This is a genomic window from Rhizobium sp. P40RR-XXII (genome assembly GCF_012641405.1).
GTDB lineage: Bacteria > Pseudomonadota > Alphaproteobacteria > Rhizobiales > Rhizobiaceae > Rhizobium.
On the sequence record NZ_JABAII010000006.1, the window covers coordinates 370,164 to 382,432 of the forward strand.

Consider the following 12,269-nt stretch of genomic DNA (forward strand, 5'->3'; position numbering starts at 1 on the left):
TTGTTTCCTTCGTTCGGTTGAGACGTCCACCTAGCCGGTGACGTCGATGACGATCTTTCCATTGGCCGTGCGGTTTTCGATTTCGGCATAGGCTTCAGCGATAGTCTCGAAGCTGAAGCGGCGCGGGTCTAGGAGCGGCGTGACCTTCCCGGCTTCGACCAGGCGCTTCGCCTCGCGTAGGATCGCCCCGTGATGGGCCCGTCCTTCGCCGGTCAGGATCGGCAGGAGCGTGAAGACGCCAGAGTAGCTCGCAGCCCGGAAAGAGAGGGGGCCGAGGGAATGGGTGCCCCACCCGAGGCAACTGACGACGTGGCCGAACCTGGTGACGGCGTTGAATGCTGCATCGATCCCTGCCCCGCCGACGGTATCATAGACGACGTCGAAGCCGCGTCCGCCGGTGTGGTCCTTCACGTATTCCTCGACTGTGGTCTGATGACGGTCGATTGCCGTCGCACACAGCTCTTCGATCTGCCTCTGCTTCGACGCCTTATCGACGGCGAAGACATCGGCTCCGAAGGCGCGTGCGATCTGGATTGCTATATGACCGACACCGCCAGCACCGAGCACTAGCACCTTCTGCCGCGCCTGGACCTCGGCGCGATCAACCAGCCCTTCCCACGCGGTAATGAATACGAGCGGCAGAGCGGCCGCCTCACGCATGGTAAGGTTGCTTGGTTTTGGAGCGAGGAGATCGGCGTCGACCGAAACGAAGGTCGCCAACGAGCCCTGCAGGCCGCCTACGCCGCCAGTTAAGCCAAAGACCTCGTCCTGCGGCTTGAAGGATGTGACCCCGGGTCCGACTGCCTCGACGACCCCGGCTAGGTCCATTCCAAGGATGGCGGGCAACGGGTGGCGGGCGTGTGGGGCCTGTCCGCTCTTGATCTTGAGATCGAGCGGGTTGACGCTGCTCGCCTTGACGCGGACGAGAACCTCCCCCGCAGCGGGAGCCGGGCAGACCATGCGCGTGCGGACAAGCTCCGAGTTCGCTTCAGTGAGGACGAGTGCGTCCATTTCTATAGGCGTGGTGGTTTTCATCAGTCTGCCCTTCATGCTGCGTTGCCGACAATCCGGCGACGGGCAGAAGATGGCAGAACAGGACGGTCCACAGCCAGTGAATCGTTGTGAATTCTTGTGTGACGGCCAACGGTGCGTGCCCGCGGAAAGGCACTTCTCGGTCAGGAAAGTTCGGCCAGTACCGCCTTCGCTGTGATCAAATCTGCGGTATCCAGACCTTCGCTGAAACGCTCATAGACGTCGGCGAGGAGCTTGCGCGCACCAATCCTGTCGCCGCGCGCCAGCACTGACCGAGACAGACTAGAGGCTGCTCTCAGCTCCAGGGAAAGTGCATCTTGCTGTCGCGCCAGTTCCATCGAACGGAGATAGCACTGCTCGGCTTCGTTGCCATGTCCACATTGCGCAAGAATGTCACCCTTCAGACGATAGAGTTCCGTGATGTACCAGAGTTCGTCCTTGTCTTCGCTTGCGGTAATGGCCGCCTCAACGAGCGCGCGTGCTTCGACGTGCTCGTTGAGCGCGGCAAGACCCTCGGCCATGAAGCACACAAATCTGACGTTGTAGAGGTTGAACAGCTTGACCTGGCGCAATTCCGCCAGCGCGTTGCGGAGAAGCGGAACGCCTCTTTCGGGGTATCCCCGTTCGATCAGCACGGCAGCTTTCCAGCACCGGCCGAACACCTCCCAGGGACCAAGCCCGTTCAGTGTGGCCAAATCGAATAGTTCCGTGATCGCGTAATCAGCTGCCGCGAGGTCTCCGACATGAACGAGGATTGGACACGACCACCGAGCCAGCGCTTCGCATAGGGAAATCGCGTGGCCGGAAGCCCTCGCCGCCTCGACAGCGGCATCGGCGGCGCGCACGGCCTGATCCGGGAAGCCCTGCATCCACAGGAGCTGAGCGGGCTGTATTCGCGCCGAAACGGATTGACCAAACCTGAACCTGACGGACACACGAGTGGGAATGTCGGTGAAGACATCATGGGCCAGCATGAGATCGGCGTGGCGGCGGGCACCTCGGAAATCTCCCATGCAGAAGAGGGTCATGCTCAGCATGCGGTCGCCGATGAACCTGTCGAGGCTGTTTTGAGCAAGCTTTACGAACCGATCCGCGTTATCGCGCGACGCACGATAATCGCCCATACCCACCTGCGCCACCCACAAGCCCCACAGGGCTTCGGCTTGTGCGTCTACGTCTCCCAGCTCCTCGGCTATCTCCAGGGCCTTCGAGAACGCGGCAGGAGCCTGTGGCGCGAACCCGACCTTGAAGGCCTGAGCGAGGCCGAGCGCCCTATAGAGCTGCATAACCTGACGAGCGCGACCGTCCCGCTTCTCTCCTGGATCGAGGCCCAGAAGTGCGCGTTGCACACACGTCAGGCATTCATCGACCAGCGATAGTTGATACCAGAGGGGGACGGCCGAAACAGTTACGGCAATGCCTACATCGGCGTCGCCGTCGTCCGAGTAGGCCCAGTCAAGGACGTAGCGGACATTGTTGATTTGAGAACCGTACTTGTGCAGCCAGTCCTCACTCGGCAGGGTTTCAACTTCTTCATGCGAATGCTCGAGAGTTTCGCACAGGTATCTCGCCAGGCGCCGGACGACAAGGCTGACCTCCCCTTCTTCCTGCAATTTGCTTGCAGCGAAGGCACGTGTCGTATCGAGCAATCGGTATCGCGCCACCTTGCCGTGCGTGTCGACAGCCAAGAGGGACTTCGCCACGAGTTGCGCGAGTTTCCCCGCTACATCGCGTTCGGCGAGCGGGTCGAAAGCAACGGCCACCGCTGCCTCGCGACCGAATTCGCCAGCGAGTACGGCAAGCGCTCGCAACACCGTCTGTTCCTCAGGTGAAAGCGCACCGTAGCTCCAGTCGATCATTGCAGCCAGCGTCTGGTGACGTGGAAGAGCAGTGCGCCGACCACCCGTCAGCAATCGTAGGCGATCATTCAAAAGCTCCGCTATCCCTCTTGTCCCGAATGCCTCAACCCTGCCCGCAGCGAGCTCGATTGCGAGGGCGATCCCGTCGAGCTGACGGCATATGTGGGTGACGATCGGAGCCTCGTCATCATCGAAGGCATACTCGCTTCCAGACGTTGCGCGCTCCACAAAAAGGCGAATGGCGGGAAATGCCAAAGCATCGGCCGCGGTGAGGCCGGAGCCAAGCGGCGGCATATCCAGCGGCGGAAGCCTGAACACGCTCTCCCCTTCCACCCGCAAGGCCTCTCGGCTGGTGGCGAGAATACTGATGCCCGGAGCCTGCCGGAGTAAGGTCTCCGCCAGCTGCGCGGCGTCGTCCAGCACCAGTTCGCAACTGTCGAATATTAGCAACATATGTTTGTCACGGAGGTGCGCGTTCAACAGGGAAACGGGATCACCCGTTATCTCCGGGAGCCGAAGCTGTGACGCCAGCACGGACGGAAGAGACGAAGGATGCGGAAGCGGTGCTAGGTCCATAAAGCACACGCCGTGTTCGTACGATGAAGATAGTTCCTCTGCCACGCGGACGCCGACGGTTGTCTTTCCGATGCCGCCCGGACCGACAATAGAGACCAGACGAAACCGTTGAACGCGTCCTTCAAGGATTTCGACCGCCTCCTCCCTTCCGATGGGCCGCGTAAGTTGCCGTGGAAGATTGTTTGGCGCGGCCTCCGCAGGCTCGTTCGCAACCTGCGAATGGGAAAGCGGCGCGATAAACCGATAGCCCCGCGAAGGGACGGCGGCAATATAGCGCGGGGCGGATTGATCCTCGCTCAGCGCCTTGCGAAGCACGGCGATCTGCGCTCTTAGGTTCGATTCCTCGACTATCGAGTTGGGCCAGGCGCACGCAATCAGTTCGTCCTTTGTCACGAGCTCGCCAGGCCGCTCCGTCAGCGCGATCAGGATGTCGAGCGCTCGCGACCCGATTGCCACCGGCTCCTGGTCTCTGACAAGGAGGTGCCGCCCCGGATATAGCCGGAATTCGCCGAAGAATTTCGCCACATCCGACCTCGTGGATGCGTTAGGGAATGCGTGTCGCTCCATCCTGCCTGCCCTGATAGCCAATGGGAACGCGGCCGATCATAGTCGATCCTGTCGGGTCGGAGAATGACAGCCCAATACAATCTTGGCTCGAGAATGTATGGCAACGAACTAGCGGGCCGTCCCATCTTCTTGAGGGATCAGTACGTGCCGTGCCGTCGTCGCAAGGCACCGCGAGATACAACACTGTGCTTCAGGTTATTGCAATATCAAGACCCGTCCCCTCCTAGAGAATTTAGCGCCGGGAAAGTTGCACACCACACCGGCGTAGCCGCCCCTTGCCCGGGGGTTTTCTTGTCTTCAGCCGGATCTGTCACAGGAGCGCCGTCGTGCGTTTGCATGTCCTTCGCCGTATTCGGTAAAATTTTATAGGTCGTCTTCAGGAAACGTTGCGTCTGATCTGTCATTCCTTTTGCAAATAAAGGCTACACTCTGAAGCTTCGAAGTGACGAAGGGCCGCGATGGTTACATCACATTCGACGATTGCAATGTCACTAATCGCACCGGGAACGCTTTTTGTGTTTGGCTGCGTATTTTGTAGTGCTTGGTTGGTCGAGCGAAGACGCCACTATCTTTTACCGCTCGCTCTTGCCTGCGTGCTTTTTTCCGGCGGCGCCTTGGCGCAGGTACTGCATTTACCCGATGCTCCCTATCCGAATGCCATGATATCGGGCGTATTTTACACGTCTGCCGTCATCGCGGCGACCGAAGGCATCCTGCGGCGATCGCAGAAGCGGTTCGGTCTTGCAATGGACATTGTGCTCCTCGCAACCTTTATGGGGCTCCTCTGGTATTTTTGCTACGTGACGCCGAACCTGATCGCCCGAATCTACGTTCAGAATTTCGGGTACGGCGCTATTCTGGTCGTCGCATCCTTGCGAATCGCACCTCAATCAAACGCGCGAAGAATTGATCGAACATTGTTTTGGATCATGTTCATTTTTGCGGTGCAGTTTTTCCCGCGGACGGCGTTAACAGTCGGGCCAAATGCCGTTTTCTCGGCAACGACGTTTGGCCAGTCTCCCTTTTGGCAGGCGCTTCAGGTGTCAGTCGCGATTATGGGGGTAATACTCGCATTTGCGATCCTTGCAGCCGCGTTTTCTGACCTTCTCGATGATCTCCGGCAGGAGCGTGACGTCGATATTCTAACCAAGGCCCTCAACCGCCGGGGGTTTGAGGAACGCTCCGAGATTCTGTTTCGGCGGGTGTCAAAGATCCCGCTTTCGCTCGTGCTCTGTGATCTTGATCACTTTAAGTCAATCAACGACACTTACGGACACCAGTCCGGTGACGACGTACTGCGGCGGTTCGGCCAGATGCTCATAAACGAAGTTCGTGGGTCCGACCTTGTCGGGCGCATAGGCGGAGAGGAGTTCGCAGTCCTAATGCCCGACACTTCGGAAGCCGAGGCTGTTGCGATCGCCGAGCGGATTCGCTCTGCCGCAGAAAATAACCTGCATCACGTATTGCCGGTTAAACGGACGACGACGGCGAGCTTCGGCGTCATCGAGGGTCGCGCTGGAGAGAACCTCCGCCAGATGATGGGACGCGCCGACAAGCTTCTTTACACTGCCAAATCCGCGGGCCGCAACCGGGTCGCCAGGGAGAATTTCAGCGCGACAGTTGATGAAAGCAATCTGGAGGATCCAGTTAGAGAACGACTGTCGGCTCGGGTCGCAACTCATTAGTTAGATGGTCAGCCGCTGCTGCGTGCAGCCGAACTATCCGTTGCCAGCTGATTGTAACCGCCTCGCGTGAAGACTGTCTTTCGCTTGAGCAGTGTCTCAACCAAGACCTCTTATGCCGCTGAAGAAGGTTGTTAGCTAGCCATCTTCAGATCACCGCCACAATGGGCGATGATCTATTTAACGGTTTGCGGGCTGCGATAAGCTGGGCCATTCCCGGCCCAGCCCTGATGAACTCGACAATCGATCGAGCTACATCACTTTCTGGTCCTCATTGCTTAGGCAATTTTGATTAAGTCGCGGCCCCGATGGCGGAACCACGAGCGCTCATACGAAGCACATAATAGACTGTGCCGCTGATACCGACGCCGAAGAACCAACCGTAGGTTCCCCACCATTCTGGCAGGATCGATGTGAAGGTCGGCAGGATCGACGAGAACAGCGCACCGATCACGAAGGCAATAAAGGCGTTTCTATGCCAGCCGTTCTGGAAGCGAAACTCGCCGCTTTCCTGATAGAGCGCCGCGACATTCAGCTCGCCTTTCCGGATCAGATAGTAATCCACCATCATGATCCCGAAGATCGGCCCCATGCTTGAGCCGATGAAATTGACGAAATGGGCGGCGCCCGTCTCCCACGGCGCGAACGGATAGAGCACGAGCGCGACCAGGGCCGCAATATAGCCACCCCGCTTGAAGCTGATCCGCCTTGGAAAAACATTCGAAAAGTCGAATGCCGGCGAGACGAAGTTTGCGACCACGTTGATGCCGAGCGTCGCGACCGCAAAGGTCAATGCGGCAAGCAGCGCCAGGAACCAGCTGTCGAATTTCGCCGAGATCGCTTCGGGATGGAGAAGCACTTCGCCATAGACCGTGAAGGCAGCCGTCGTGGTGACGCCAGCGACGAGACAGAAGGCGAGCAGATTGATCGGCAGACCCCAGAGATTACCCTTCCGCAAAGTCTTGGTGTCCTTGGCGTAACGTGAGAAATCGCAGAAGTTCAAATAAAGCGCGGCAAAATAAGTGATCCAGGTCGCGGCAACAGCTGCAAGCGCCGACAAGGATCCAGGTTCACCGGGCACACCCGCGTCCTTCGTCTTTTCCAGCAGGACTTCGCGCGGAATTTCACTGCCGAAGGAAAACGTGCCCGCCTTGACCACTAGATAGATCGCAAGCATCAGCATCATGATCCAGACGGCGGGGCCGGCCAGATCCTGAAATTTGCGCACCGTCTCCATGCCGCGCTGGATGATCAAAAGCTGCAGCGCCCATACGACAACATAGCAGATGACCTCGAGTGTTGAGTGGCCGAGCATATGGCTGTTTTGATGGAATGCGAGAATGCTCTCGTTGCGGATCAGAAGAGCGACGATGGCACCTGAGGCAGCCGCGGTCTGGGCACCATACCAGAAGCAAGCGACGACGGCCCGCACCAGCGCCGGTGCATTTGCGCCGAAGGTTCCAAAGGAGGCGCGGGCAAGAACCGGGAAAGGCACGCCCGTCTTGACGCCGGCGTTACCGACGAGGCTCATAAGGAAGAAGATGACCAGCGAGCCGATACCGATCGCGATCACGAAGTTGATGAAACTGCCGCACAACAGGAAAAGGCTAGCCGCAAGATAATATCCCCAAAGGCTGTGAACGTCCGACGTCCATACATTGAAGATACTGAACGCGCCCCACTTCCTCTCTTCGGCAGGCGCCAAGTCCTCGTTGTACAATGCAGGCGATGGATTTTGTATGGTCATTTCCCCTCTCCCCCAATCGTTCAGAGTCCTCCCGACTCCCGGCGAAGGGTGCTCCCAAAATGCTTATATGGCAATCGCGACGCGATGCGGCAGGCGGCTTTTCCAGCGCATGATCGCGGCACCTCGTCATTCGACGTACATGCGCTGACATGGGTGCCAGCTGTAACCCCTCGCACATACACGCGAGCAAAAGATACAGTATAGATTGGCAATGGTCGTGTTACCCGATCCTGAAATAGTATACATCATCCAACTCAACTAATTATGCACGCAAAACGGTTGCTTTTTTTAAATTATAGGCAAGGATGCAATTTTTAGCTGTTATTGCGTCTGCCAACCACCGATCGAAATACTTTGATCAACTCACACGGTTTTTGTTATTAATTCTTTTATCAGATGTATCTGCCATCTTTCATGTCGCAGCGCCAAAATGCGACGGGCAGGACGCTCGAGCCCTGCGATGTTCCCGATCTTCAGAGCAATGGCCAAAGTGCGTCGACCCTCGTTGCGCAGACAGGCACTTGCTCGCAAATACCACGAGCCCCTCATGTCATTTCTTCAGAACGCCAAAATCAGGACGAAAGTACTCTCCATCATGATGCCGATCTGTCTGATCGGGATTGCAGGCGTCCTCTTCCTATCGAACGAATACAAGGACAGTATTGCCGCGTATTCGAACTTTATTACGAAGGATGCGAGGGCGGCCGTGGAGATGGCGAGGGCCAGTCAGCGGGTGACGGCGCTGGGGTACAATGCCTATCAGATCTCTGTCTATAGAGCGAAGAGTCCGGAGATGGCCGCGTTCTCAAAAGACTATGATGAGAACAAAAGGATCCTTCTCCAGCGCCTTGCAACCGCCAAGCAGCTGATGCCGGCAGAGTCGGATACCCTGGACAAACTGGTGACGAGGGCCAATGACATCATTGCGCTGACCGATCAGGCGGTGAAGGCGGGACTTGCGGACGAAGACGACGCTGCAACCAAACTGCTGAAGCAGGCGGATCCACTGATCAATGACGAGGTTCTTGCGGTTCGCCAATGGCTCGATACCTTCAACAAGAATATCGATGCCAAGAGCACCATGCTCGGCCAACGGGCCGCGGATAGCATCACCGATGCGTTGATTGCGCTTGGCGTCCTCTTTGCCGCCGCGATCGCGATCGCTGTTTTCGTTTCAGCGCGCGGCATTACCGCTCCGATCGAACGGCTGCGGGCGCGCATGGTCGCGCTCGCAGACGGACATACAGAAGAGCCTGTTTCAGGAATCGAACGTCGGGACGAAGTCGGTCAGATGGCTGCGGCCGTCTCCGTCTTTCGCGACAGCGCCATCGCGCGTATCCGACTGGAGCAGGAAGCCGCAGCCGGCCGCAGTCTCTCCGAAAAGGAAAGGCTTGAGCGCGAGGCACAAAAAGCCAAGGATGCCGCCGACGCGCAGTTTGCCGTCGACAGCCTGGCAAACGGCCTGGGAGAACTTTCAAACGGCAATCTGATCTATCGCATAGAGCAGCCCTTCGTCGCCCATCTTGATCGCCTGAGGGCAGATTTCAACGCCTCGATGGCGAAGGTCGAAGAGACGCTTGTCGCCGTTGGCCAGGGTGGTCAAGCCATCGCGGCCGGCGCCAATCAAATCCGGTCCGCCGCGGAGGATCTCTCCAAGCGTACCGAACAGCAGGCAGCCTCCGTCGAAGAGACGGCCGCTGCCCTTGAAGAAATTACCACCACCGTCAAGGATTCCACCCGGCGCGCGGAGGAAGCGAGCTCGCTGGTCGGACGCGCCCGGATCGGCGCGGAGAAATCGGGCGAAGTCATGCAGCAGGCGATCGCCGCGATGGAAGCAATCTCGAAGTCGTCGGGCGAAATCAATAACATCATCGGTGTCATCGACGATATCGCCTTCCAGACGAACCTGCTTGCGCTGAATGCCGGTGTCGAGGCGGCGCGTGCAGGTGACGCCGGCAAGGGCTTTGCCGTCGTCGCGCAGGAAGTCCGCGAGCTTGCGCAGCGATCCGCCACGGCGGCGAAGGAGATCAAGGCGCTCATTTCCACATCGGGACAGCAGGTCGACAGTGGCGTCACTCTCGTCACGAGAACCGGGCAATCGCTGCAGCAGATCGTCAAGGAAGTCGAAGAGATCGATCGCAACGTGCGGGCGATCGTCGAGGCAGCGCGCGAACAGACAACCGGCCTGCAGGAGATCAACACGGCCGTCAACAGCATCGACCAGGGGACACAGCAGAACGCGGCCATGGTCGAGGAATCGACGGCTGCCAGCCACAGCCTCGCCAAGGAAGTGACCGCACTGAACGATATCCTCGGGCAGTTCAATCTGCAGAACGGCCGCAGCCGCGCGCGGCCAGCCGTCGTGACGGAACGGTCCAGCCCTGCCGCATCGCCGGCGCGCTCGCTGCGGGCTAAAATTGCCGGCGCATTCGGCGCCTCCGGTGCCACCGCAGCGGCATCGGCATCCTGGGACGAGTTCTGATCCTCCAGGCGTCGGCCCGCCTTGGATGGGATCGTCAGGCTTCGAAATCGGCGAACGCGGGAAGGTGCGAGCTTCCTTCCCGCGCCCACGTCCAACCGATATGGTCATGTCGCCCGAGTTTTCACGGCTGAAATATTAATGCTTCGAACCGGGCTCGGCTGAGCCAGCAGTGACGAAGCTGCCGCGCAGACAGCCACACGGGTGGAACCACAAGTTGGAACGAGACCAACGTCGAATTTCTGTTGCGTCCGCCGGTTTGGCGGGTTTTGTTGCTTGACGACATGATCGTTCGGCGATGCGGGACGAATTTCAGGCGAAGCGAGACGCAACAGCGGTTACGCCCCCCGGTGATCGACGCGATGCTCGCGGCAAGCGTGATCGAGCATGATCTATCTCGTGACACGCAGCGTGAAGGACCTGCGGCCGTCGGGCCCAGTAATCTTCGCTCCATGGAACGACGATGCGAAGAAATTCCCGCTAGGCCCGCGCAGTCGTGGTGCGCCGGCCACCTAAAGAATGACCGGCTTTGCAGGAAGAAAACGGCAAGGCCGCCAGCTCGATCGCGAGCCGCAAGCTAGGATTCGTCTGCCTTCCGATCGACCGATCGCGCGAAAATTGGAAACCTTTCTGCCTCTCAGAGCTTTGATTACGCGAACAGGGTCCCATGAATGAAGTTTCTCGTTTCGCGCGATGGCTCAGTACACGGACTGCGCCATCGCCCTGGGAGCCTATCAATCAGGCTAGGAGGAGATGATGCCCTTAACATATCACGTCGGTAAACATGATGAAGGCTTCGCCTACCGCGTCGGTGACGTTTGGTCAGAAACGTTTCCCGATCACGAGAGCGCGCTTGCTGCGGCGAAATCAGCCGCAGCTCGGCAGCAGCACGGAGGCGAAGACACCCAGATAACCTACCAGCTTGACGACGGGCGTTGGCGTTCAGAGCATGTCAGGCGCGGCGATGGCCCAACCACGGATGTCATCGACGAAGAGGATGTGTCATGACCAAATTGACCGGTTCGTGCCGCTGTGGGCAAGTGCGTTTGGCGGTTCGAGGAAATCCTCTTCGCGTCGGCATTTGCCACTGCACCGATTGTCGGCAGGAAAGTGGCTCGGCCTTCACGTATTTCGGCATATGGTCTTCAGCTGAATTCGAATACGAGGGCGAAACGAGTGAATTTGCCGGACGGGAATTTTGCGCTCGGTGCGGTTCGCGGGTTTTTGCACTTAACGAGGAAGAAGTAGAGATGAAGCTCGGCGTCCTGACCGAGGCACCCACTCGCCTCACCCCTACCCATGAATTGTGGACCAAGCGTCGAGAGCCTTGGCTAACGCCAATCGAGGGTGCGGAGCAATATGAAGAGGACCGACCATGAGCGAGGCGAGATGGTCGGGCGGTTGCCTTTGCGGGTCCTGCCGGTACGAATTCAGCAGCGCGGATCCTCATGCCGGCTATTGTCACTGCAACATGTGTAAGCGGGCAACTGGCGGCGCTTTCGCCACTCTGGTGCAGGCGCCATTAGCGGCTTTCGAATGGACACAAGGAAAGGCACGAATTTACCGGTCATCGCCGATCGCCATTCGTGGCTTTTGCCCCGATTGCGGCACACCGCTTTTTCTCCGATATGACGATGATGAACTCATCCGCGTGACCGTCGGCTCTCTCGATCATCCACAACGGGTCGTACCTAGCTCACATTATGGTGTCGAAAGCCGCCTTGGTTGGGCTGATATCGGTTTGGATTTGCCGCAGAAGAAACGCGCGAGCGCTTCTGAAAGAGCGAGATCGAAGAGATTCTCAGCCTTCGATCCAATTAGCTGCATCAAGGTACGGGAAGCGACGGCATCCATCGGCTAACTATTGCCCTGTCACCAGAGCTTGCTCTGGTGACAGGGCTGACCGCCTACACTAGTTGTGGTGAAGGCGACCGGGGGCAAGAAGCCCATATCCGAAGAAAAATGCATTGAACATGGACCTTAGTCTGAACACAGACGCCGAATGAGACTTTCTTTTTCTAGAAGCCGGATTGTTGCCGGAACTCGATCCTTGCCAGCCTTTATTCGATCCGCAACGGGATCACACTAGGAAGTGTGGACAGTTATCTGATCCATAGGACGATTGCTGCGATAGTGACGACTGCGAGGTAGTTTTCGGCGGTTTTTTCGAAGCGCGTAGCGACCCTGCGGAACTGCTTGAGTCTCGAGAAGCAGCACTCGATCAGGTGGCGCTGGGCGTAGAGATGCTTGTCCAGCGGGTATTTTTGGGCGCGGGAAGGATTGTTGGGGATCACCGCCACAGCGCCTTTATCAGCGATGGCATTGCG

8 protein-coding genes are annotated in these 12,269 nt (G+C 58.3%); 4 read left to right on the top strand and 4 right to left on the bottom strand.

Annotation, left to right across the window (positions count from 1 at the left end; translation table 11 throughout):
- Positions 1-30 precede the first annotated feature (30 nt).
- Together HGP16_RS14690 and HGP16_RS14695 are read right to left on the bottom strand one after the other, a co-directional pair.
- Positions 31-1,035 (bottom strand): zinc-dependent alcohol dehydrogenase family protein, encoded by a 1,005-nt coding sequence (locus tag HGP16_RS14690; RefSeq protein WP_168840746.1) that lies wholly within the window; start codon positions 1,033-1,035, stop codon positions 31-33.
- A gap of 140 nt (positions 1,036-1,175) precedes the next feature.
- Positions 1,176-3,992 (bottom strand): winged helix-turn-helix domain-containing protein, encoded by a 2,817-nt coding sequence (locus HGP16_RS14695; protein ID WP_312867320.1) that lies wholly within the window; start codon positions 3,990-3,992, stop codon positions 1,176-1,178.
- A 500-nt stretch (positions 3,993-4,492) separates the two neighbouring features.
- Here HGP16_RS14695 and HGP16_RS14700 point away from each other — a divergent pair, with 500 nt between their 5' ends.
- Entirely contained in the window at positions 4,493-5,719 is a 1,227-nt protein-coding gene (locus HGP16_RS14700) for a diguanylate cyclase (protein ID WP_168840748.1), read from the top strand.
- Between the two features lie 289 nt (positions 5,720-6,008).
- Here HGP16_RS14700 and HGP16_RS14705 read toward each other — a convergent pair whose 3' ends face one another.
- Positions 6,009-7,463: an NCS1 family nucleobase:cation symporter-1 gene (locus tag HGP16_RS14705; RefSeq protein WP_168840749.1), complete on the bottom strand. Its 1,455-nt coding sequence runs from the start codon at positions 7,461-7,463 to the stop codon at positions 6,009-6,011.
- A gap of 547 nt (positions 7,464-8,010) precedes the next feature.
- On the opposite strand from HGP16_RS14705, the gene HGP16_RS14710 reads away from it, so the two are divergent.
- The 3 genes from HGP16_RS14710 to HGP16_RS14725 all read left to right on the top strand — a co-directional run bounded on the left by HGP16_RS14710 (position 8,011) and on the right by HGP16_RS14725 (position 11,803).
- Positions 8,011-9,945: a methyl-accepting chemotaxis protein gene (locus HGP16_RS14710; RefSeq protein ID WP_168840750.1), complete on the top strand. Its 1,935-nt coding sequence runs from the start codon at positions 8,011-8,013 to the stop codon at positions 9,943-9,945.
- Positions 9,946-10,946: 1,001 nt separating this feature from the next.
- Positions 10,947-11,321, top strand: a complete 375-nt coding sequence (locus tag HGP16_RS14720; RefSeq protein ID WP_168840751.1) for a GFA family protein — start codon at positions 10,947-10,949, stop codon at positions 11,319-11,321.
- Positions 11,318-11,803, top strand: a complete 486-nt coding sequence (locus HGP16_RS14725) for a GFA family protein (RefSeq protein ID WP_246705537.1) — start codon at positions 11,318-11,320, stop codon at positions 11,801-11,803. Before HGP16_RS14720 ends, HGP16_RS14725 begins: the two co-directional genes overlap by 4 nt.
- Positions 11,804-12,044: 241 nt before the next feature.
- Here HGP16_RS14725 and HGP16_RS14730 read toward each other — a convergent pair.
- Positions 12,045-12,269: transposase (locus tag HGP16_RS14730; RefSeq protein WP_168840752.1), on the bottom strand; the 225-nt coding region annotated here is incomplete at its 5' end.

What these genes read in the sequence shown, in the direction of transcription:
- HGP16_RS14690 (WP_168840746.1), bottom strand. Translation starts at nt 1,035, where the DNA reads ATGAAAACCACCACGCCTATAGAAATGGACGCACTCGTCCTCACTGAA.
- HGP16_RS14700 (WP_168840748.1), top strand. Translation starts at nt 4,493, where the DNA reads ATGGTTACATCACATTCGACGATTGCAATGTCACTAATCGCACCGGGA.
- HGP16_RS14705 (WP_168840749.1), bottom strand. Translation starts at nt 7,463, where the DNA reads ATGACCATACAAAATCCATCGCCTGCATTGTACAACGAGGACTTGGCG.
- HGP16_RS14710 (WP_168840750.1), top strand. Translation starts at nt 8,011, where the DNA reads ATGTCATTTCTTCAGAACGCCAAAATCAGGACGAAAGTACTCTCCATC.
- HGP16_RS14720 (WP_168840751.1), top strand. Translation starts at nt 10,947, where the DNA reads ATGACCAAATTGACCGGTTCGTGCCGCTGTGGGCAAGTGCGTTTGGCG.
- HGP16_RS14725 (WP_246705537.1), top strand. Translation starts at nt 11,318, where the DNA reads ATGAGCGAGGCGAGATGGTCGGGCGGTTGCCTTTGCGGGTCCTGCCGG.